The following is a 22719-nucleotide window of genomic DNA, read 5'->3' on the forward strand; positions in this document are numbered from 1 at the left end:
ATGTCGGATTACGCGCAAGCGCTAATCCGACCTACGCCGTCAAGGCTTGCCCTGCGCCACCGCTTTGACGGCGCGTTCCTCCCCCATGCTTGCCGCAATCTTCCACCTCTGCATGGCGCTGGCGCGGTCGGGGCGTTTCAGGCCGGCGCCTTCCCAGTCCATCAGTCCCAGGTTGTAGATATCGCCGGCGCTGCCCTTGTCGGCGGCCATGGTGAACCATTTGCGCGCTTCCTTGTGGTTGACAGGCGTGTTTTTGCCCATCATGTTGTACAGGCCCAGCAAGTGCATCGCTTCGGTATTACCCTTTTGCGCCGCCTGCTTCAAGAGTTCCAGCGCGCGCGGCATGTTGCGCTGCTCCTGCCAGCCTTCGGCCAGCATCACGCCCTTGGCGGCCAGCGCGTAGCTGTCGTTTTTCGCCAGCGCGCGCGTGATCCACGGCTTGGCGTCGGCGTGCCATGCCTGGCGTTCCTGCGTGGTGGGGGCGGCCTGGCCCGGCTTTTTCGATAGTCCTTCGCCCATCAGTGTCATCCAGCCGTACAGGCCGTAGGCGTCGGCATTGCCTTTCTTGACCAGCACGTCGAGCATGGCCAGCGCTTGCGCCTTTTCGCCGTTTTCATACAGTTTCAAGGCCTTCGCCGCACTCGCGTCCTGCGGCACGCTGGCCACATGCGGCGACACCGGCGTCGACGCGATGGCGGGTACCGGCGCCGTGCTGGCGCGCTGGCGCAGCGGCAGGCCATAGCCGGCGCCCAGCGCCGCCACGATGGCCGGCGTCAATACCAGGGTATAGGCCAGCTGGTGGCGGCCGCCCTTGCCGGCGATCAGCATGGCCCGTTCGGCCTGTCTGTCGCCGCCCAGCGCTTCGCTCAGCACGCTTTTGACCTGGCGCTTGAACAGCAGCCAGGCCGCGCCGGTGGCCAGCAGGCCGGCAAACGCGCCCATGCCGCGGCCAAAGAAGAACCACACGCCGATGGTGGCGGCCAGCGCGCCGAGCGCGCCTTTCCACCAGAATTGCTTGGCCAGCCGGGTGTAGACCTGGCGCAGCGCGCCCAGCACGCAGGTGCGCACATTGCTGGCGTAGTCGGCCGAGACCACGTCGGCGTGGGCGTGATTGGTCTCGCCGCTCAGCACCGCTTCGATCACGTCGGCGTTCAGCTCGGACGCCGCCACGTCGCGCAGCGGCGTCAGCAAGCCCTTCACCTGGGACGAGAACAGGCCGTCATCAAGACTGCCAGCCAGCGCGTCGCTGAGCGCCTTGAGGTCGCCGCGCAGCAGTTTTTCCACGATATCGTCGAGCGTCAGCCAGCGCAAGTCGCGGCCGTAGGCCACCAGGTGGTGCGACTCGCCATTGCAGGCGGCGTCCAGGCGCACGATGCGCAGCTTGCCCGCATACAGGGCGTCGACTTCCTGCGGCAGGTCCGGGTCGTACACACTCACTTGCGCCAGCGCCAGGCTGCCGGCAAGCGCCGCCAGTGAGCGCACGCTTTCTTTTTCGCGGATGCGGCGCGCGTCGTCGGGCGCCTGTTTCGGCAGGCTGACGCTGTAGGCGGGCGCCACATGCACGTCGACCCAGGCCGCGCTGCCGACCTTGCCGGAACCGTCGCAAGGGTTGCAGCGCAAATCGCCGACGCCGCTGCAGGTGCGGCACGTGACGCTGCCGCTGGCGCGGCAGGTGCCGCAATTGACATTGCCGTTGCCGTGGCAGGTGTTGCACGTGACCTTGCCGTAGCTGCAATGATGGCAATTGCGCTGCACGTTGCGGTACTGGGTGCGCGTTTCCGTGTGGTAGCTGGTGCGCGAACTGCCGTTCTCGTAGATGGTAGTGGGTACTTCCACCGTCACGTAATCGGTCACCTGTTCGGTGACGAAACCGCTGCCGCTGCAATACGAGCACGACACCTTGCCGCTGCCGTAGCAGCCGTAGGCGTCGCAGCTGACGGTGCGCCGGCCGTGGCAGCTCCAGCAGGTTTCCGTGGTGCTGCCGTAGCAGGTGGTGCAATCGACGCGGCCGTGGCCGGCGCAGCTGTGGCAGGTGTCCAGATGCCACTGCTTGACGGCGTGACCGAGGTACAGGCCGTCGGCAATCGCGTCGTAGGCGTGGCCGGCGCCGTTCAGTTCCGTGCCCAGCCTGGCCGCCGCGCGGCGCAGCCGGTCTTTGGTCTGCCCCTGCGCGAATGGCGTCACTTCATGGCTGGCGCAGCAGTGATCGCTCGCTGACGGCGTGAAATAGCCGTTGATATGGCGCTGTTCCAGGCGCGCCTCGAAGGTGTAATTGGCTTGCAGTGAAAAGTCCTGGAGCACATCGTCTTCGGCCAGCGGCGTGATGTCCTGCGGCTCGAAGCGGGTCTTGTCCTGCACCAGGGTGCGCAATTTGCCCAGTACGGTGGGTGCGTCGTCCTTGCCCAGGTTGATGGGGGCGGGCGAGGCCGGCGCGCTGGCGCCGCCGGTGTCATCGCCGTTCGTCTCCGACACTGGGTTCATGCGACCATCCTTTGCTCAGTAGAAAGATGTTTGGATTTTAGCATTGATGGCATTGACGCCATGCGGCCGGCCGGCGCATGCGAAAATGCGGGCTGTTGAATTGAGGAGTTGCCATGCAGGCCAAGCATTATGTGTTTCCCGTGATCGCCGTACTGATCTGGGCCGTCAATACCATCGTCAGCAAGCTGGCCGTCGGCGTGATCGATCCGGCCGCGATCTCGTTTTTCCGCTGGCTGCTGGCCGGCGTGCTGCTGGCGCTGGCGTTCGGCCGTCCGGTATGGAAGCAGCGCGCCGTCGTCAAGCCCTACCTGGGCAAGCTGTTTGTGCTGGGCATGCTGGGCATGGTGATGTACCAGTGCCTGGCGTATATCGCCGCGCAGACCACCTCGGCCACCAATATGGGCATCCTGGCGTCGATGATGCCGCTGCTGGCGGTCGGGCTGTCGGTGCTGCTGCTGGGCGAGGCGGCCACCGTCGGCGGCGTGTTCGGCGGCCTGGTGTCGCTGCTGGGGCTGGCGTATCTGCTCAGCCATGGCGACCCGGCCGCGCTGCTGGCGCACGGCGCCGCCATCGGCGATGGGCTGATGCTGCTGGCCTGCCTGTCGTATGCCGGCTATGGCGTGCTGCTCAAGCGCTGGAAGATTCCCCTGAATAATTGGCACTCGCTGCTGGTGCAGGTCTGGTGCGCGGTGCCGGTGCTGTTCATCTATTACCTGAGCCAGTCGGCGCCGCCCGTGACCAACGCCGGCCTGCCGCTGGTGCTGTTCGCCGGCATCCCCGCCTCCATCGTCGCGCCGTTCCTGTGGATGCACGGGCTGGCGAAGCTGGGACCTAGCCGCGCCACCACCCTGATGAATCTGCTGCCGGTGTTCACCGTGATTATCGCCATGCTGTTTCTTGGCGAAACCCTGCACGCCTACGATGTGATCGGCGGCGGCGTCACCCTGCTCGGCGTGCTGATGGTGCAACTGCTCAAGCAACCGCTGCGCCGCGCCAAGGTCAAATCGGCTTGATTTTTTGCTATGCTGGTGCTTTTTGCCAGGAGCCGTCATGATCATCAATCCCACCCTCGATACCTTGCTGGGCGAACTCGAAGCGTTCGGCCTGGCCAACGATGCGGCGCACGCCGAACGCGGCAGCCGCATGCTCAATATCACGCGCGATACGGGCCAGTTGCTGGCGGTGCTGGTCCAGGCGCGTGGCGCGCGGCGCCTGCTGGAAATCGGCACCTCGAACGGTTACTCCACCCTGTGGCTGGCGCACGCGGCGCAGGGCCTGCAGGGCACGGTGGTGACGGTGGAGCTGGCGCAGGATAAATTCGCCATGGCGCAGGCCAATTTTGCGCGGGCGCAATTGGCACAGCTGATCGAACAGAAACTCGGTGACGCGGGCCAGGTGCTGCGCGAGGCGCAGGACGGCGCGCACGACTTTATCTTCCTCGACTCGGCGCGCGGTCAATATCAGGCGTGGTGGCCGCAGCTGGACCGGGTGCTGGTTGCGGGCGGCGTGCTGGTGGTCGACAACGCCACCTCGCACTATGAGGAGATGGCGCCATTTCTTGACGGCATACGGGATGATCCTCGCTATACCACATGCCTGGTACCGGTCGGCAAGGGCGAGTTTATCGCCGTCAAGTCGGCTACCTGATCAGGCAGCGACGATGGTCGCTTCCAGCGCACGCACCAGCGACTCGATGCCTTGCGCATCGACATCGTCGAAGCGGCCGGGCAGGGGGCTGTCGAGGTCGAACACGCCGACCACTGCGCCGTTCGAGAAGATCGGCACCACCAGTTCCGAGCGCGAATTGACGTCGCAGGCGATATGGCCGGGAAACGCATGCACATCCTGCACCACGATGGACTTGCCTTCGACCACGGTGGTGCCGCACACGCCACGGCCCTTCTTGATGCGGATGCAGGCCGGCTTGCCCTGGAACGGTCCCAGCACCAGTTCATCACCCTTGAGGAAATAGAAACCGGCCCAGTTCAGGCCCGGCATGGTGTTGAACACCAGCGAGCTGAAGTTGGCGGTATTGGCGATATAGTCGGTTTCGCCGGCCAGCAGGCCCTGCAGCTGTGAACGCAGGTCGGCATACATGGTTTGCTTGGCGGCGGGGGTGTCGGTGCCGTAGGCGGCGTCGCTGATGGTAAAGGTCATGGTGAAAGCTCTTGAACAGGGAAGGCGACATGGTAGCGCTTCTGGCGCGATCGCGTACTGGTCAGGCGTTTGCCCTTGCATGCAACAAGTCCAGCGCCGGATGTGATTTCTCCTTGGGCGCCACCAGCGCGATCCGCAGCGCCAGTTCCTCGCCCTCGGCCAGCGCGCGGTAGGCGACCCCGGCCAGGCGCAGCGCGCGGAACGAGTCGGCCAGCAGCGCCGCGCCCTTGCCGGCGGCCACTTCGGCCAGCAGCACATGATGGTCCGGCGGTTCGCGCAGGAATACGGGATCGTAGCCGTGGCGCGCAAATACCTGCTGGCAATGGTCAAAAAATGCCGGCTGGCGCGCGCGTTCGAACCAATACACGGGCAAGCACTGCAAATCGGCCAGGCGCAAGCGGCGCTTGCGCGCCAGCGCGTGGCCGGACGGCAAGGCCACCATCATGGGCTGGCGCAGCAAGGGGTGCACCGCCAGCTCGAAGGTATTGGCCGGCAGGGCCACCAGCGCCGCGTCGAGCTTGCCCTTGCGCACAGCCGTGATCAGGGTAGGGGACGGCGCCGATTGCAGGCGCAGCGTGGTGGCCGGCAGGCGCGTTTCCAGCTGCGCCAGCCAGGGCCGGAACAGGCCCGCCTCGACCGACGTCGTCAGGCCCAGGCGCAGCTGTGGCGCCGCGCTGTTGCGCGCCAGCGAGCGCTCGGCCTGGTCCAGTAACGCCAGGATTCGCAGCGCCTGCGGCAGCAGGCTTGCTCCGGCATCGGTCAGCGCCACGCCTTGCGTATCGCGTTCGAACAGGCGCGTGCCGAGCTTGTCTTCAAGCGTCTTGATGGCGCGCGACAGGGGCGGCTGCGTCATGTGCAGCTGCTGCGCCGCCTGGCGGAAGTTCAAACAGCGGGCGACCGCGCAAAACAGGGTCAATGCGTGGGTGTCGAGGGCTCTCATACCATAAAGGTATCACGAAATCGGACCTTCCCCCGCTGCTCAAGGCGCGCCAGACTGGTCTCACTCAACCATCACTGGAGAATCACCATGCGACAAATCGTGCCACAAAGCGTACGACACATCGGCAATAGCGGAATGGCTGCTTCGGCGCTGGGCCTGGGCTGCATGGGCATGTCCGAGTTTTATGGCGCCACCGACGAGGCGCAGTCGCTGGCCACCTTGGCGGCGGCGTTCGACGCCGGCGTGACCCTGTTCGATACGGCCGACACCTATGGCTTTGGCCACAACGAACAATTGCTGGGCCGCTTTCTGCAAGGCAAACGCTCGCGCGTGCTGGTCGCCACCAAGTGCGGGCTGGCGCGCGAGCCGGGCGGCTATGCGCGCCGGGTCGATAATTCTGCCGCGTATATTCGCCAGGCCTGCGAGGCGTCGTTGCAGCGGCTCGGCGTCGACACCATCGATCTGTTTTATCTGCACCGCATCAACCTCGATACGCCGTTGGAGGAGTCGATGGGCGCGCTGGCGCAATTGCGGCAGCAGGGCAAGATCCGCGCGATCGGCTTGTGCGAAGTGGGGCCGCAGACGCTGTTGCGCGCCGCCGCGATCGCGCCGGTGGCTGCCGTGCAAAGCGAATATTCGCTGTGGACGCGTGAACCGGAGCAGGGCGTGCTGGCCGCCTGCCGCACGGTGGGCGCCAGCTTTGTTGCCTACAGCCCACTGGGGCGCGGATTCCTGACGGGTGCTGTCCATGATGTGGCAGCCCTGGAGCCGAATGACTTTCGCCGCTTCAATCCGCGTTTTGCGGCTGAGAACATGGCACGCAACCAGGCCATCGTGGCGCCGCTGCGGCGGATGGCGCAGGAAAAACAGTGCACGCCGGCCCAGCTGGCGCTGGCCTGGCTGCTGGCGCAGGGCGACGATATCATCGCGATACCCGGCACCAAGCGGATTGTTTATCTGCACGATAACCTCGGCGCGCTGGCGGTGCGCTTGAGCCCGGCTGAGCTGGACGCCATGGCGCACGCTTTTCCACCGGGCGCGGCCTTTGGCGCCCGGTATACCGACGAGGGCATGAAGGGTGTGGACGCCTGATGGTTGCTCAGTGTTCGCTACCGAACGTACACCAGACTTTTCATAAGGAAAAATGCAGGACGATCTGCTAGCATCGACCAGGTCCCCATGTCACCCGGGAAACCAAGCAAAGGTGGGAAACCATTGTTAGACGACGATGCAATTTTTGATATTGAACTGAAATTATTGTTGGAAGGAATATTGCTGCGGTATCAGCATGACTTCCGCGATTATTCGGTGGCCTCGCTGCGCCGGCGCATGCGCCAGGCGCTCGAACGTTTCGACTGCGCGACCTTGTCGCAGTTGCAGGATCGCATACTGCACGAGCCGGCCATGTTCCTGCAGATGCTGCAGTTCTTTACGGTACAGGTCAGCGAGATGTTCCGCGACCCGGCGTATTTCCGCGCGCTGCGTGAAAAAGTCGTGCCGGTGCTGCACACCTATCCCTCGATCAAGATCTGGGTCGCCGGTTGCAGCAGCGGCGAAGAAGTGTGGTCGCTGGCAATTTTGCTGGAAGAAGAGGGCTTGCTGGAACGCACCATGATTTATGCCACGGATATCAATGTCGATGCGCTGGCCGCCGCCGAGGCCGGCATTTATGCGGTCGACCGCATCGCCCAGTTCAGCGACAATTACCGGCGTTCGGGCGGCAAGCGTTCCTTGTCCGACTACTACACGGCCGCGTACAAAGGCGCGATTTTCGACCGCCGGCTGCGCCGCCATTTCGTGTTTGCCGACCACAGCCTGGCGACCGACAGCGTCTTTTCCGAGGTGCATATGGTGTCATGCCGCAATGTGATGATTTACTTTAACAAGGACCTGCAGGACCGCGCGCTGGGCCTGTTCCATGAAGCGCTGGTCAACCGCGGTTTCCTGGGGCTGGGCATGAAGGAAAGCCTGCATTTCAGCCGGCATGCGGGCAACTTCCGCGAGCTGTGCCAGGTGGAAAAAATCTTCCAGCGGGCTTGAAAGGTGATTTGACCATGCTGCCGCACCGCGCACCGCTGACCACCATCGCCGCGCCGCCGGAAGGCCTGCGCCTGATCGCCATCGGCGCCTCGGCCGGCGGCGTCGAAGCGCTGGGCTTGCTGCTATGCGCCTTGCCGGCCCACTGCCGCGCCAGCGTGGTGGTGGTGCTGCACCTGGCGCCGGGTCGTTCGAGCCGCCTGCCGCTGCTGTATGGTGCGCGTTGCCTGCTGCCGATCCGCGAAGCGCAGGACAAGGAACCCTTGCAGCCGGGAGTGGTGTATTTCGCGCCGCCCGACTACCATTTGCAGATCGAGCCGGAGCGCAGCTTTTCGCTGTCGCTGGAAGCGCCCGTGTATTTTTCGCGCCCATCGATCGACGTGCTGCTGGAAACGGCGGCCAGCACCTACCGGCGCGAGATGCTGGCCATTATCCTGACCGGCGCCTCGGCCGATGGCGCCGAAGGGTTGGCGAAAGTGCGCCAGCTGGGCGGCGGCGCCTGGGTGCAGGACCCGGCGACGGCCTCGTCGGCCACGATGCCGGCCGCCGCGCTGCGGCGCGCGGGCGCCGACCGCGTGCTGGACGTGCGGCAACTGGCCGCCAGCCTGGCTTTGTTGGCAAGCTGAGCTGCACGCTTGCACAGTCCGCCGGTGCGGATGGCGCAGTACGTGTAAGATACACATGAATGCGGTAATGTTGAATTTGTGATATTAGAATTCCTGTTTTGTAACTTTTATTGAAACGCACGCTGCCGGCTGGCCGTCGCGATGCCTGAAGACTGATCCGTGACCGCACCTATCCACATCCTTGTCGTTGACGACATCGCGCAAAACCTGGTTGCCCTTGAGGCCGTGCTGGCCCGGCCCGGCATCGTCATCCTGAAAGCCGGTTCGGGCGCCGAAGCGCTGGAAATCCTGCTCAACCAGGAAGTGGCGCTGGCTCTGCTGGACGTGCAGATGCCGCAGATGGACGGCTTCGAGCTGGCCGAACTGATACGCGGCAGCGCGCGTACGCGCGACATTCCCCTGATCTTCCTGACGGCCGCCACGCGCGAGCCCACCTACAGTTTTCGCGGCTACGAGGCGGGCGCGGTCGACTTCCTGTTCAAGCCGGTCGACGTCAAGGCGCTGCAAAGCAAGGTGCAGGTGCTGGTGCAGCTGTACCAGCAAAAGCGCGAACTGTCCTCCCAGCTTACCGAACTCAAGCACGCGCTGCACCTGAACGAATTGTTTACGGCCGTGCTGGGTCACGACCTGCGCACGCCGCTGTCGGTGGTGATGAACGGCGCCATGCTGCTGCCGATGATGAGCGAGCATCCGAAGGTCATCATCACGGCGCAGCGCATCGAGAGCAGCGCCAAGCGCATGGCGCGCATGGTCGATCAGCTGCTGGATCTGGCGCGCATCCGGTCGGGCACCATGGAGCTGCGCTGCGGCATGCACGACTACCTGGCGCTGGCGCAGGCCATCGTCGATGAATTCGACATGCCGGGCCAGCCGGCGCGCATCACGCTCAGCCATGTGGGCGAACTGCATGCCCAGTGCGATGCGGGGCTGTTGTCGCAAGTCATATCCAACCTGCTGGCCAATGCGCTGACGCACGGCGAACCGGGCGCGCCGGTGCAAATGGTGCTCGACGGGCGCGCCGCCGACCATGTGGAAATACGCGTGGTCAACCGGGGCGAACTTGATCCTTCGCTGCTGCCGGCCCTGTTCGAACCGTTCCACCAGAGCGGTGAAAAGCGCAGGACGGGGCAGGGCCTGGGGCTGGGCCTGTACACGGTCGACATGTTCATCAAGGCGCATGGCGGCACGGTGCAGGTGAGTTCCTCCGCCACCCAGGGCACCATCTTCACGCTGAATCTGCCGCGCCAGTGCGATCCCGCTGCGCAAGTGGCAATACCATGAGCGACTCCATGGATAACGATCAGCCGCGCGGCGGCGGCATTACCGGCGAGCTGGTGCGCAAGCTGGACTGGTCCGCCACCAGCCTGGGCGCCATCTCCGGCTGGCCGGCCAACCTGCGCACCAGCGTCGACATCGTGCTCAATTCGCCGATGGCGATGGTGCTGATGTGGGGCCCCGAGCATGTGATGATCTATAACGACGAATATATCAAGATTGCGGCCGGGCGCCATCCGGCCGCGCTGGGCGGCACCGTGCCCGATGTCTGGCCCGAAATATGGGACTGGAATGCGCGCATCCTCGAAGCGGGCCTGCGTGGCGAAACCCAGGTGCACCGTGAATGCGCGCTGCCGCTGCTGCGCGACGGCGTGCCGGTCGACCAGTATTTCGACCTGTTCTACACGCCCGTGCACGGCGCTGGCGGCCAGGTCGACGGCGTGCTGTGCACGGCGCTGGAACTGACGGCGCGTCTGGAAGAGGGCCGCCAGCTCAAGCTGGCCACGGCCGAACTGGGCGCCGTCAATCACGCGCTGCAGGCCGAGGCGGAAGCGGCGCGCGACGCCAACCGGCGCGTGGCCGAAGAGCGCGGCCTGTTGCGCGCCCTGTTCGAACAGGCGCCCAGCTTCATGGCCGTGCTGCGCGGTCCGCAACATGTTTTCGAGCTGGCCAACGAACACTATATCCGCCTGGTCGGACGCAGTGAATTGCTGGGAAAAAGCGTGGCAGAGGCCTTGCCGGAAGTGCGCGAACAGGGTTTTATCGACCTGCTCGACGAGGTCTACCGCACCGGCGTGCCGTTCGAAGGGCGCCAGCTGAAAGTCGACCTGGCCACCGCCGACGGCAAGCAAAGGCAGCGCCATATCGATTTCGTCTACCAGCCGATCAAGGATGACGACGGCGTGGTCGGCGGCATCCTGGTCGAAGGCAGCGATGTCACGGAACGCATCGAGGGCGAAGAGCGCTTGCGCCTGGCGCAGCAGGCCGGCGGCATCGGCACCTTCGAGTGGTTTCCTGACACCGGCAAGATGGATGTCTCGCCGACCTTCCGCCGCATCTGGGGCATCGCCGACGATGCACTCGTCACGCAGCAATTGCTGGTGAGCCTGGTCGACCGGCGTGACCTGGAAAAAGTCGGGCCCAGCCGCATGCAGCTGGCGCAAAACCCGCTCGAATATGTGGAATACCGCGTGCGCCGCCCGCTGGACGGCGAAGTGCGCTGGATCGCGCGCCAGGGCGAAGTGGTCGACGGCCCGGCGCCGGGGCAGCGCCGCTATGTCGGCGTGTCTTTTGACGTGACCGAGCGGCGCCTGATCGAAAATGAACTGCACGCCAGCCAGGAGCGCATGGCCGCCATCTTCGGCCAGGCTTCGGTCGGCCTGTCGGAACTGGGCCTGGACGGCAGCTTCCAGCGCGTCAACGGCGCCCTGTGCACCATGCTGGGCCGCTCTTCCGAAGAGCTGCTGAGCATGAACATGAACGACATCATGCATCCGGACGATGTGCCGGGCAATACCCTGCTGTTCCGGCGCCTGGTGGAAACGGGCGAATCATTCAGTCTGGAAAAACGCTACCTGAAGCCGGACGGCATGCAGGTGTGGGTGTCGAGCAATGTCAGCCGCCTGGTCGATGAGCATGGTCAAACGCGTGCCCTGATCGCCGTCAAGACCGATATCACGGAACGGCGGCGCATCGAAAAAGCGCTGCATGAATTGAACGAAACCCTCGAGCACCGGGTCGAACAGGAAGTGGGCGAGCGCACCAAGGCCGAAGACGCCTTGCGCCAGGCGCAAAAAATGGAAGCCGTGGGGCAACTGACGGGGGGCATCGCGCATGACTTCAACAATGTGCTGCAAATTATCTCGGGCAATCTGCACCTGCTGCACCATTTGTCCGGCAACGACGGCGTGATGCGCCAGCGCCTGGACACGGCGATCGCCGCCGTCGAGCGCGGCGCCAAGCTGTCGTCGCATTTGCTGGCCTTTGCCCGCCGCCAGCCACTGCAGCCGGTGGTGGCCGACCTGTCGCGCGTGGTGCGCAACATGGATGCGCTGTTGCGGCGCGCCCTGGGCGAAGCGATCGATATCGTGCTGGTGGGCGGCGCCGGCCTGTGGAATACCCTGGTCGACCGCGGCCAGATCGAAAACGTGATTTTGAACCTGGCCATCAATGCGCGCGACGCCATGGATGGCGCGGGCAAGCTGACCATCGAGATGGGCAATGTGGTGCTTGACGAGCAGTATGTGCACAACCTGGACGTGCCGGCCGGCCAGTACGTGATGCTGTCGGTCACCGATACCGGCAAGGGCATGAGCGGGCCGGTGCTGCAGCGCGCGTTTGAACCGTTCTTTACCACCAAGCCCGAAGGCGCCGGCACCGGCCTGGGCTTGTCGATGGCGTATGGTTTTGTGACGCAAAGCCGTGGCCATATCCGCATCTACAGCGAACCGGGCCATGGCACGGGCGTGAAGATCTACCTGCCGCGCACCCTGATGGCGGAAGCGGCGGACGAGGAGGAACTGAGCGGCGTGGTCACGGGCGGTACCGAAACCGTGCTGGTGGTGGAAGACGACGTGGGTGTGCGCGCCACCGTGGTCGACATGCTGGGCAACCTGGGCTACAAGGTATTGAAAGCGGAAGACGGCGAAAGCGCGCTGGCCGTGCTGCAAAGCGGTGCGCAGATCGATTTGCTGTTTACCGACGTGATCATGCCGGGACCCGTGCGCAGCACCGACATGGCGCGCATGGCGCGCGAGATGCAGCCCGATATCGCCGTGCTGTTTACCTCCGGCTATGCGCAGGACGTGATCGTGCACGAAGGACGGCTGGACGCGGGGGTGGAGTTGCTGAGCAAACCGTACCGGCGCGAAGAACTGGCGCGCAAGCTGCGCCATGTGCTGGCCAACCGCCAGCAGCAACTGCGCGCGCGCCAGTTCGACTGGTCTGCCACGCCAAACGATGGCGCGGCGGCGGCCGGCACGCCGGGCCTGGACCTGACGGGCCACGCGCCGGTGCCACAGGGAGACGTGCCGACTTCGATGAAAATCCTCGTCGTGGAAGACAACCTCGATTCCCAGCTGATGGTCTGCGAACTGGTGGGCATGCTGGGACATACGGTGAGCGGCGTGTCGGACGGCGAATCGGCGTGGGAATTGCTCAATGAGCAAGAATTCGATATCCTGTTTACCGATGTCAGCCTGCCTGGCATGTCCGGCATCGCGCTGGCGCGCATGGTGCTGCGCGACAAGCCTGGCATGCGCATCATCTTTTCCACCGGCTACGGCAAGGAATCGATGGACGAACTGGGCTTTTCCGCCAGCGTGCTGCGCAAGCCCTACGACCTGCTGGAACTGCAGGCGGCGCTGGAACAATCGTAAGCCGGGCAATCTTGCCCGGTTTTAACTAACTGAAAGGCAAGCATGACTCCTGAACTGACGATACTCGGCTGGACCCTGGTGCTGGCGCTGGTGCAGATCTTCCTGCCATCGAGTGCCCGCACGCGCGAGACCGGCGCCGCCTACAACATGAGCGCGCGCGACGAGCCGGGGCCGCCGGTGGGCAAGGTCACGGCCCGCCTGAGAAGGGCGCAGGCCAACCTGTCCGAAACCCTGCCGCTGTTCGCCGCCGCCGTGCTGATCGCACACGTGACGGCCGTGCACAACAGCCTGACCCTGTACGGCGCGGCCCTGTACCTGGCGGCGCGCGTGCTGTACGTGCCGCTGTATGCGTTCGGCATTCCTGTCGTGCGCACCCTGGTGTGGGGCGTTTCCTTCGTCGGCCTGCTGATGATCTTGTGGGCAATTCTGTTTCCCTCCTGAACCACTTCCTGAAATCCTACAGGGGCTGTGGCAGGCGTCCTATGGCGCACACACCGGCCCAACCGTAGAGTGAATACCAGCTGGCGCACGGGCGCCGGCATTCACCATACGGACACAAGATGGCCACCATCGCCACTGCATTACCCGAGACCGCCGGCAAGACGCCGGGCAAAAAGATCCAGCGCCTGCTGCGCTCCGTGTTCGGCGTCGCGCGCCTGCGCCCAGGCCAGCAGGACGTGATCGACAGCGTGCTGGCCGGCCGCGACACCCTGGCCATCATGCCCACCGGCAGCGGCAAGTCGCTGTGCTATCAGATTCCCGCCTCCTTGCTGCCGGGCCCGACCCTGGTGGTGTCGCCATTGATCTCGCTGATGAAAGACCAGCAGGAAAAGCTGGCCGGCCTGGGCATTACCGCCGTGCAACTCAACAGCAGCCTGTCGCGCGCCGAAGAACAGGACGCCATCGCCACCATCGCGGCCGGCGGCAAGGTGATTATTTTTTGCACGCCGGAACGGCTGGCCACCGCCGAGTTCCTGGCGCTGCTGGCCGCCACGCCACCGTCGCTGGTGGTGATCGACGAAGCCCATTGCATTTCGCAGTGGGGCCATGATTTCAGGCCCGCCTACCTGGAAATCGCCGCCGCCCTGCGCGCGCTGGGCCGCCCGCCGGTGCTGGCGCTGACGGCCACCGCCACCGACGACGTCGTCGACGATATTGGCGCCCAGCTCGATACGCGCAAGCTGCATATCGTCAATACCGGTATCTACCGTGACAACCTGCGCTACAGCGTGATCCAGGTCACCAATGCCGGCGAAAAACAGGATCAGGTGTTGCGCCTGCTGCGTGAGACGGCCGGTGTCGGCATCGTCTATGCGGCCACCGTCAAGGCTGTCGAAGCGCTGGCGGAGAAACTGCAGGAGCTCGGTGAAAGCGTGACCTGCTACCACGGCAAGCTGTCGGCGCGCGAACGCAAGGAACACCAGGACCTGTTCATGCGCGGCGAGCGCCGCATCATGGTGGCCACCAACGCCTTCGGCATGGGCATCGACAAACCCGACACGCGCTTCGTGATCCACCTGCAGGTGCCGGCCAACCTGGAAGCGTACTACCAGGAATCGGGACGGGCCGGGCGCGACGGCCTGCCGGCCGACTGCACCTTGCTGTACTTCCAGGAAGACAAGCGGGTGCAGCAATTTTTTCTTGCCAAGCATTATCCGACCGCCACCGAACTGGCGGCCATCGTGCTCGAAGCGCAGGAGTTGCCGGCCACGTTTACCTTCGATGCGCTGGCCGGGCGCCTGCCCGATTTCTCCGATGGCCACCTGAAAGTGTGTCTGAAGCTGTTGAAGGACGGCAAGCTGCTGCGCCAGGACCGCAAGCTCGGCTATTGCCTGAAAGCGGTGACGGCCAGGACGCCGTCGTATGCGCAGCTGGAACAGATCTATATTGAAAAGCAGGAACGCGACAAGCAGGCGCTGGAACAGATGGTGGCCTATGCGCAGAGCGGCTTTTGCCGCTGGAAGCTGCTGCTCGATTATTTTGGCGACGCCGGTGATTTTGAGCGCTGCTGCAGCTGCGACAACTGCCTGTCGCCGCCGGCCGTGTCGGCGCCGATCACCTTCGATGAGCACTTGCAGATAAGCACCCTGGCGCCGGCGCTGCCGGAAGTGCCGGAAGTGCAAAAAGCGCCGGCGACGCCGCCGATCGCCGTCGGCAGCCGGGTGCGCGTGCCGCGCTTTCATATCGGCACGGTGCTGTCGGTGGCGGGCGACCAGGTCACCATCGAGTTTCCTGAAAACACCACCAAGACGTTCATGGCCGAATTCGTCGCGCCAGCCTGAGTCTGCCTGAGTGTGCGCTGTCGAACAACGCCGGTGGCGGCGCATGGCTAGAATGGTTCCATTCGAGGATGACATGGAACTGGCATGAGCGACATGGTGGTAGTGCGCAAGGAAGGCCTGTATTGTGTGCCGGGCCAGTTTTACATCGACCCGTGGCGCCCGGTCGAGCGCGCCATCATTACCCATGCGCACGCCGACCATGCGCGCGTGGGCCATGGCCATTACCTGAGCGCGCAATCCGGCGTGAAGGTGCTGCAGTCGCGCCTGGGTCCCGTCAATATCCAGGGCCTGGCATATGGCGAGCGCATCAATCAAAACGGCGTGACCGTCTCGCTGCACCCGGCCGGCCATGTGCTCGGTTCCGCCCAGGTGCGCATGGAATGCGGTGGCGAAGTGTGGGTGGCCTCGGGCGACTACAAGCTGGAGTCCGACCCGACCTGCCTGCCGTTCGAACCGGTGCGCTGCCATACCTTCATCACCGAATCGACGTTTGGTTTGCCGATCTACCGCTGGCAGCCGTCGCAAACCATCTACGACGAGATCAACCAGTGGTGGCGCAAGAACGCCGCCGAAGGGCGCACCAGCGTGCTGTTCTGCTATGCCTTCGGCAAGGCCCAGCGCATCCTGGCCGGGCTCGACCCCGAGATCGGCCCGATTATTTGCCATGGCGCGGCGCAGGCCTTGACCGAGGTCTACCGTGCCTCTGGCGTCATCTTGCCGCATACCGTGATGGTGGGCGATGTGACGGACAAGGCGGCCCTGAAGACGTCGATCGTGATCGCGCCGCCGTCGGCCGCCGGCTCGCCCTGGATGAAACGCTTCGGCGACTACAGCGATGCGTTCGCCAGCGGCTGGATGCTGCTGCGCGGTGCGCGCCGCCGGCGTGGCGTCGATCGCGGCTTTGTCCTGTCGGACCACGCCGACTGGCCCGGCCTGATGCGCGCCATCAAGGCGACGGAAGCCGAGCGCGTGATCGTCACGCATGGCTCGATCCCCACCATGGTGCGCTGGCTGCAGCAGAACGGCTGGCAGGCGGGCGGCTTCGAGACGGAATATGGCGATGACGAAGCGGCCGACGCGGTAGCCGGCGCCGTCAATGAAGCAGTGGCCGCCGCCGCCGACGAGGCGCCCCATGCGTGAATTCGCCCGCCTGTATGCCGAGCTCGACGAGACCACCTCGACCAGCCGCAAGCTGGCCGCGCTGCAAGCGTATTTCAGCAGCGCCTCGCCCGAGAATGCGGCCTGGGCCGTGTATTTCCTGGCCGGCGGCAAGCCGCGCCAGGCCGTGCCGACCAAATTGCTGCGCGAATACGCGACCGAAGCGGCCGTGCTCGACACCTGGCTGTTCGACGAGGCCTATCACGCCGTGGGCGACCTGGCCGAAACCATCGCCCTGATCCTGCCCGCGCCCGGCCATGTCAGCGATATCGGCCTGGCCGAGTGGGTCGAACAGCGCATCGCGCCCTTGCGCGGCGCCGCCCCCGAGGCCATCCGCAGCGCCTTGCTGGGCTTTTGGGATGAGCTGGAAACGCGCGAACGCTTTCTGTTGATCAAGCTGATCGGAGGCGGCTTCCGGGTCGGCGTGTCGAAACTGCTGGTGACGCGCGCGCTGAGCGCCATCGCGGCGGTCGACAGCAAGCTGATCGCGCAGCGCCTGATGGGCTGGACCGATGGCAAGGTCAGCCCCACCGGCGCGGGATTTTTAAAACTGATCAGCGAGGAGAGCGACGGCGAACATGCGCTGCGCGGCGGCCAGCCCTATCCCTTTTTCCTGGCCCACCCCTTGCAGGCGGCGCCGGAAACGCTGGGCGAGGTCGGCGACTGGCTGGTCGAATGGAAATACGACGGGATGCGGGCCCAGTTGTTGCGGCGCGACGGCACCACCTGGCTGTGGTCGCGCGGCGAAGAACTGATCACGGAACGCTTTCCCGAACTGGCGCACATCGCGCTTCCGGAAGGCTGCGTGATCGATGGCGAGATTCTGATCTGGCAGCCGGGCGACACGCCATCGCCGTTTGCCGACCTGCAAAAGCGCATGGGCCGCAAGACGGTGTCCAACAAGCTGCTGGCCGAATTGCCGGCCGCCCTGGTCGCCTACGATGTGCTGGAGCTCGATGGTGTCGACATCCGCCACCTGCCGCAGCACGAGCGGCGCGCACTGCTGCTCACCCTGGTGGAAAAGATTGCCGACCCGGCGCTGCGCCTGTCGCCGCGCATCACGGCCGGCAGTTGGGAAGAACTGGCGGCGATCCGCAGCGAATCGCGTGCGCGCGGCGTGGAAGGCATGATGCTCAAGGCGGTCTCGGCCGCTTACGGCGTGGGCCGCACCAAGGATGTGGGCACCTGGTGGAAATGGAAGATCGATCCGTTTTCCGTCGACGCCGTGCTGATCTATGCCCAGGCGGGCCATGGGCGGCGCGCCTCGCTGTACACCGACTACACTTTTGCCGTATGGGATGACGATGAAGACGGGCAGCGCAAGCTGGTGCCGTTCGCCAAGGCGTATTCGGGCCTGACGGATGCCGAAATCGGCAAGGTCGACGCCGTGATCCGCAAGACCACCATCGAAAAATTCGGCCCCGTGCGCAGCGTGAAGCCGACCCTGGTGTTCGAGATCGGCTTCGAGGGCATCGCAGCGTCCAGCCGGCACAAGGCCGGCATCGCGGTGCGCTTTCCGCGCATCCTGCGCCAGCGCGACGACAAGGCGATTGCCGATGCCGATACGCTGGACACCCTGAAAGCCTTGCTGACGGGTGTGCCATGAAAGGAAGGCCGTGAGCAAGAGCGCGCTGGCGCAGCGCATCGACGACTGGTTTGCGGCCAAGGGCTGGACCGTGTTTCCGTTCCAGCGCGCCGTCTGGCGCGCGGCCGCCAGCGGCCAGCCCGGCATGCTGCATGCGAGTACCGGTTCCGGCAAGACCTACGCCGTCTGGTTCGGCGCCTTGCTGCGTTCCGATCGATTGGTGCGCAAGAGCCGCAAGCAGGGCCTGCGCGTGGTGTGGATCACGCCGATGCGCGCGCTGGCGGCCGATACCGTGCGCGCGTTGCAGGCATCCAGCGAAGCATTGGCGCCCGGCTGGCGCATCGAGGCGCGTACCGGCGACACCAGCGCGGCCCAGCGTGCGCGGCAATCGAAGACCTGGCCCGACGTACTGGTCACCACGCCCGAAAGCCTGTCGCTGATGTTGAGTCAAGCCAATGCCGCCGAGCGCTTCAACCTGCTGGAAACGGTGATCGTCGACGAGTGGCACGAGCTGCTGGGCAGCAAGCGCGGCGTGCAGGTGCAGCTGGCGCTGGCCCGCCTGCGGCGCTGGAATCCGGCCCTGATTACCTGGGGCGTCTCGGCCACCCTGGGCAACTTGCAGCAGGCGCAGGACGTGCTGCTCGGCGAACACAATAGCGGCGTGCTGGTCGAAGGCAAGGTGCGCAAGCGCATCGTGGTCGACAGTCTGATCCCGCTCAATCCCACGCGCTTTCCCTGGGGTGGCCACCTGGGCATCCAGATGCTGCAGCCGCTGATCGCCGAAATCGACGGCAGCGCCACGACTCTCGTATTTACCAATACCCGTTCGCAAGCCGAGATCTGGTACCAGCACCTGATCGACGCGCGGCCGGACTGGGCCGGGCTGATTGCCTTGCACCATGGTTCGCTGGCGCGCGAGGTACGCGAGTGGGTCGAGCAGAGTCTGAAGGCCGGCACGCTGAAAGCCGTGGTCTGCACCTCCAGCCTCGACCTGGGCGTGGACTTCCTGCCGGTCGAGCGCGTATTGCAGATCGGCAGCGCGAAAGGCATCGCGCGCCTGGTGCAGCGGGCCGGGCGCAGCGGCCACGCGCCGGGGCGGGTCTCGCGCGTGACCCTGGTGCCGACCAACAGCCTGGAATTGCTGGAAGCGGCCGGCGCGCGCCAGGCGCTGGCGCAGGGATTGCTCGAAGCGCGGCCGGTGCCGGACAAACCGCTCGACGTGCTGGTGCAGCACCTGGTGACGATCGCGCTGGGCGGCGGTTTCCAGTCGCAAGCACTGTATGAGGAAGTGCGCACGGCCTGGTCGTACCGGAATCTGACGGCACAGGAATGGCAGTGGGCGCTCGATTTCGTCGCACGCGGCGGGCAGAGCCTGACCGTGTATCCCGAATACCGGAGAGTGCTGCCGGACGAGGACGGTATCTATCGCGTGCCGGACGCGGCGCTGGCGCGGCGCCACCGCATGAGTATCGGGACGATTGTTTCCGAATCGTCGATCCAGGTAAAGTACATAAGCGGCGGCAAGATCGGCAGCATCGAGGAATCGTTTATTTCGCGCCTGAAGCAGGGTGACCATTTCCTGTTTGGCGGGCGCATCCTGGAATTCGTGCGCGTGCATGAAATGACGGCCTATGTGCGGCGCGCCACCGGCAGCCGTGGCGCCGTGCCGCGCTGGCAGGGTGGCAAGATGCCGCTGTCGTCGGAACTGGCGCATGCCGTGCTCGACCAGTTGCAGCAGGCGCAGGACGGCGAGGCCACCGGGCCGGAAATGCGCGCATTGGCGCCACTGCTGGCGATCCAGCAGAAATGGTCCAGCCTGCCCACGCGCGCCAGCCTGCTGGTCGAAACCTTGTCCAGCCGCGAGGGCCATCATCTGTTCCTGTATCCGTTTGCAGGCCGTTCGGTGCACCTGGGGCTGGCGTCCCTGCTGGCGTACCGGATTGCGCGCGTGCAGCCGGCGACCTTGTCGATCGCCGTCAATGATTACGGCTTTGAATTGCTGGGCGCGGATGATCTCGATTTTGCGCCGCTGTTCACGGCAGGGAAGGGCGGGCAGGTTCCCCTGTTCAGCCTGGATAAGCTGCTGGAAGACGTGCTGGCCAGCCTGAACGCGACGGAGCTGTCGCAGCGGCGTTTTCGCGAAATCGCCCGCATCGCCGGCCTGGTATTCCAGGGCTATCCGGGCCAGCCGAAAAGTACGCGCCAGTTGCAGGCGTCATCGTCGCTGTTCTTTGAAGTGTTCCGCAAGCATGACGCAGGCAACTTGCTGCTGACGCAGGCGCAGCGCGAAGTGCTGGAGCAGGAACTGGAGCTGACGCGCCTGCGCGCCACCTTGCGTGAGCTGCACCAGCGCAGCATGAGCGTGCAAGCCTTGCAGCGCGCCTCGCCGTTTGCGTTCGGCCTGATGGTCGAGCGTTTCCGCGAAAAGCTGACCACCGAAAAACTGTCGGACCGGGTGGCGCGCCTGGTGCGCGAACTGGAGAAAGCGGCCGCATGAAGCACTGCAGTATTGAACTGGCCGACGAAACGCTGTGGCTGCTGGCCGGCAAGGCCATCTATTGGCCGGCGCGCAAGATGCTGCTGGTGGCAGACATTCATTTCGGCAAGGCCACCGCGTTTCGTTCGCTGGGCGTGCCGGTGCCGCACGGCACCACCAATGAAAACTTGCAGGCCTTGTCGCACTTGCTCGAGGGTTACGCCTGCGAGGAAATCGTGTTTCTCGGCGACTTTCTGCACGCCAGGGCCGCCCGTGCGCCGGCCACCCTGGCCGCCATGCAGGCCTGGCGTGCGCGCCATCCTGGCTTGCGCCTGACCCTGGTGCGCGGCAACCACGACCTGCATGCGGGCGATCCGCCGGCCAGCCTGGGCATTACCATGGTCGACGAACCGCACCGGATGGGGCCGTTTGCGCTGTGCCATCATCCGGAGCTGGAAACAGATGGTTATGTGCTGGCCGGCCATGTCCACCCCGTGTTTCATTTGCGCGCTGCGCGCGAGACCTTGCGCCTGCCGTGTTTTCTGCTGGGGCCGCGGCGCGCCATGCTGCCGTCGTTCGGCGCATTTACGGGCGGCCATGCGGTCAAGCCCGCGCCGGACGAGGCCGTCTTTGTCGTGGCGGACACGGCTATTTTTCGCGTGCCGGGCCAGGGGCCGGATACTGTTGAGTGTTTGGTACCATCGATCAAAAACCAATAGTAACTGCGCCACCGCAGGCGGGATAGCTCCTACATATCGTCTTGTCATGCTCCTATTCTGGCTTGTCCGATCGCGCACTAAGATGACTGCTCCCATGCGTCAGCGTGGTTTTAATATCCGACATTACTCACGAATTACTCACGATTGAGGAGATGATCATGGCCACATCGAGTGACAACAAACCAGGTCAGCAAGGCGGCAAGGCCAGCGGCAGTGCCGGCAGCGGCAGCGGCAACAAGCAGAGCGACACCAGCAAACGCGGTTTTGCTTCCATGGATCCGGCACAGCAACGCGAAATCGCCAGCGAGGGTGGCCGCGCCGCCCATGAAAAAGGTACAGCCCACGAATTCACGTCGGAAGAAGCACGCCGGGCTGGCAGCCAGAGCCATAAAAACGATGGCAACCGCCAAAGCGCCAGCACGGCGCAAAATCCGGGTGGGCGCGACGACACCAGCATGAAGCAGGACAATCCGAACAAGCAAAGCGGTGGCTCGGGTTCGTCTGGCGGCAGCGGCAGCCGTGGCAGCTAGCGGTAACAGGCGGTAACAAGTGGCAATAGGCGGCAGCGATGCCGCCTTTTTGTAGGATAAATCTTACATATTCATCTGTTGTTTTCTGATGTCTGTCCCCGCCGGCGTGGACTATGCTGAACAGGTTGCAATCACGCAGCACACCATAGACGGAGGTCGACATGGCGCACACTACTCCACCGGGGCCGGCGGACAAGGCGAACAAGGCGGGCAATCCCGGCAATCAGCAAGTTGCCCGCAGGGATGAGGGTAACCGGCAAAGCCACGCGCAGGAAGGCGAGCATTTCGTGCTGGTCGACAGTGAACGGGGACTCGATATCGGCGACGATCTGTTTTCCATCGGCGAAGTGCGGCGCGCCGACCGGCTGCCGCAACACCAGGGCGGCAACGCGGGCCAGAGCCGGCAAAGCGCCGACGATGCGCCCGACACCACCGGCAGCACCGGCGTTTAGTCGGGGTTCCAGGCCGCTTGTGCCAGCCGCAGCACATGCTCGCGCACATCGGCCGGCCATGTTGCTACCTGCGTCAAAAAGGCCGTGCGCTGTCCTGCAAACAGGGCGCGGCTTGCCTCCTCGAAGCCCGCTTCATCACCGGCCAGCGCACTCATGAAGCGGTAGGCCGTTTCACGCGCCTGCCGCTGTTCGTCGACTGCCTTGTTGCCGCGCTGCGCATGTTCCACCAGTTTCCGTAACGCCACCGACGCGCCGCCCGGCTGGGTCGCCAGCCATTCCCAGTGGCGCGGCAGCAGCGTGATTTCGCGCGCCACCACGCCCAGCCTGGGCCGGCCTGCCGTGCGCGGTGTCGCGGGCACGGCAATCTCTTCCACCTGTTCACGCGACTGTGGCAGGCGCTGCAATACCTCGGCCAGGCTGCCGTGCAGGTTCAGGTCGACCTGCTGTCCATTGTCGTCATTGAAAACCAGGATTTGCGCGTCGGGCTCGCGGCTCACGAGCTCCTTCAAGGTTTGCGCCACGGCATGCAAGCTGCCGGCGGCCACCTTGCGCTTGCCGTCAAAGGCGGTGAGGGGTGATGGGGTCATGCTGCCTCCGTATAGGAATGGGATAAGCAGCCAATTC

The 22719-nt window shown here is 64.8% G+C and carries 19 protein-coding genes; 15 read left to right on the plus strand and 4 right to left on the minus strand.

Annotated elements, in window-relative coordinates; translation table 11 throughout:
- Positions 1–39: 39 nt before the first annotated feature.
- Positions 40–2481, minus strand: coding sequence for a hypothetical protein (locus Q8L25_RS12375; protein WP_308925107.1), 2442 nt, complete (start codon positions 2479–2481; stop codon positions 40–42).
- Between the two features lie 113 nt (positions 2482–2594).
- Here Q8L25_RS12375 and Q8L25_RS12380 point away from each other — a divergent pair, with 113 nt between their 5' ends.
- Both Q8L25_RS12380 and Q8L25_RS12385 read left to right on the plus strand, forming a co-directional pair.
- A complete protein-coding gene (locus Q8L25_RS12380; protein WP_308925108.1) occupies positions 2595–3494 on the plus strand; it encodes a DMT family transporter in 900 nt (299 codons plus the stop codon).
- Positions 3495–3531: 37 nt separating this feature from the next.
- Positions 3532–4128, plus strand: a complete 597-nt coding sequence (locus Q8L25_RS12385; protein ID WP_308925109.1) for a class I SAM-dependent methyltransferase — start codon at positions 3532–3534, stop codon at positions 4126–4128.
- Here the strand turns inward: Q8L25_RS12385 and Q8L25_RS12390 are convergent, their stop codons facing one another.
- Positions 4129–4638 (minus strand): GAF domain-containing protein, encoded by a 510-nt coding sequence (locus Q8L25_RS12390; protein WP_308925110.1) that lies wholly within the window; start codon positions 4636–4638, stop codon positions 4129–4131. It abuts the gene before it with no gap.
- Positions 4639–4699: 61 nt separating this feature from the next.
- Positions 4700–5578: a LysR family transcriptional regulator gene (locus Q8L25_RS12395; RefSeq protein WP_308925111.1), complete on the minus strand. Its 879-nt coding sequence runs from the start codon at positions 5576–5578 to the stop codon at positions 4700–4702.
- A 135-nt stretch (positions 5579–5713) separates the two neighbouring features.
- Here Q8L25_RS12395 and Q8L25_RS12400 point away from each other — a divergent pair, with 135 nt between their 5' ends.
- From Q8L25_RS12400 to Q8L25_RS12460, 13 genes are all read left to right on the plus strand, one after another.
- Positions 5714–6670: an aldo/keto reductase gene (locus tag Q8L25_RS12400; protein WP_308925112.1), complete on the plus strand. Its 957-nt coding sequence runs from the start codon at positions 5714–5716 to the stop codon at positions 6668–6670.
- Positions 6671–6757: 87 nt separating this feature from the next.
- Complete coding sequence (locus Q8L25_RS12405; protein ID WP_308925113.1) at positions 6758–7618, plus strand: CheR family methyltransferase; 861 nt, start codon at positions 6758–6760, stop codon at positions 7616–7618.
- A 14-nt stretch (positions 7619–7632) separates the two neighbouring features.
- Complete coding sequence (locus Q8L25_RS12410; protein WP_308925114.1) at positions 7633–8241, plus strand: chemotaxis protein CheB; 609 nt, start codon at positions 7633–7635, stop codon at positions 8239–8241.
- A gap of 159 nt (positions 8242–8400) precedes the next feature.
- On the plus strand, positions 8401–9522 hold the full coding sequence (locus Q8L25_RS12415; protein ID WP_308925115.1) for a hybrid sensor histidine kinase/response regulator: 1122 nt from the start codon (positions 8401–8403) through the stop codon (positions 9520–9522).
- Positions 9519–12893, plus strand: coding sequence for a PAS domain S-box protein (locus Q8L25_RS12420; protein WP_308925116.1), 3375 nt, complete (start codon positions 9519–9521; stop codon positions 12891–12893). The genes Q8L25_RS12415 and Q8L25_RS12420 overlap by 4 nt, the downstream gene beginning before the upstream one ends.
- 42 nt (positions 12894–12935) lie before the next feature.
- Positions 12936–13334 carry an MAPEG family protein gene (locus Q8L25_RS12425; RefSeq protein ID WP_308925117.1) on the plus strand — a complete coding sequence of 133 codons (399 nt, stop codon included), beginning with the start codon at positions 12936–12938 and terminating at the stop codon, positions 13332–13334.
- 119 nt (positions 13335–13453) lie between these two features.
- Positions 13454–15175: an ATP-dependent DNA helicase RecQ gene (locus Q8L25_RS12430; protein WP_308925118.1), complete on the plus strand. Its 1722-nt coding sequence runs from the start codon at positions 13454–13456 to the stop codon at positions 15173–15175.
- Positions 15176–15259: 84 nt separating this feature from the next.
- Positions 15260–16315: a ligase-associated DNA damage response exonuclease gene (locus Q8L25_RS12435; RefSeq protein WP_308925119.1), complete on the plus strand. Its 1056-nt coding sequence runs from the start codon at positions 15260–15262 to the stop codon at positions 16313–16315.
- Positions 16308–17939, plus strand: coding sequence for an ATP-dependent DNA ligase (locus tag Q8L25_RS12440; RefSeq protein ID WP_308925120.1), 1632 nt, complete (start codon positions 16308–16310; stop codon positions 17937–17939). Before Q8L25_RS12435 ends, Q8L25_RS12440 begins: the two co-directional genes overlap by 8 nt.
- A 10-nt stretch (positions 17940–17949) precedes the next feature.
- On the plus strand, positions 17950–20415 hold the full coding sequence (locus Q8L25_RS12445) for a ligase-associated DNA damage response DEXH box helicase (RefSeq protein ID WP_308925121.1): 2466 nt from the start codon (positions 17950–17952) through the stop codon (positions 20413–20415).
- A complete protein-coding gene (gene pdeM, locus Q8L25_RS12450; RefSeq protein WP_308925122.1) occupies positions 20412–21113 on the plus strand; it encodes a ligase-associated DNA damage response endonuclease PdeM in 702 nt (233 codons plus the stop codon). Before Q8L25_RS12445 ends, pdeM begins: the two co-directional genes overlap by 4 nt.
- A 158-nt stretch (positions 21114–21271) precedes the next feature.
- Positions 21272–21643, plus strand: a complete 372-nt coding sequence (locus Q8L25_RS12455) for a KGG domain-containing protein (RefSeq protein ID WP_308925123.1) — start codon at positions 21272–21274, stop codon at positions 21641–21643.
- A gap of 161 nt (positions 21644–21804) precedes the next feature.
- Positions 21805–22095, plus strand: a complete 291-nt coding sequence (locus Q8L25_RS12460; RefSeq protein ID WP_308925124.1) for a hypothetical protein — start codon at positions 21805–21807, stop codon at positions 22093–22095.
- On the opposite strand, the gene Q8L25_RS12465 is transcribed toward Q8L25_RS12460, so the two are convergent.
- The gene (locus Q8L25_RS12465) at positions 22092–22682 is read right to left on the minus strand and encodes a DUF2239 family protein (protein WP_308925125.1); all 591 of its coding nucleotides are present in this window, start codon (positions 22680–22682) and stop codon (positions 22092–22094) included. The two genes, Q8L25_RS12460 and Q8L25_RS12465, sit on opposite strands and share 4 nt — an antisense overlap.
- Between the last annotated feature and the right edge of the window lie 37 nt (positions 22683–22719).

Source organism: Janthinobacterium sp. J1-1, from assembly GCF_030944405.1.
Classification (GTDB): domain Bacteria; phylum Pseudomonadota; class Gammaproteobacteria; order Burkholderiales; family Burkholderiaceae_D; genus Janthinobacterium.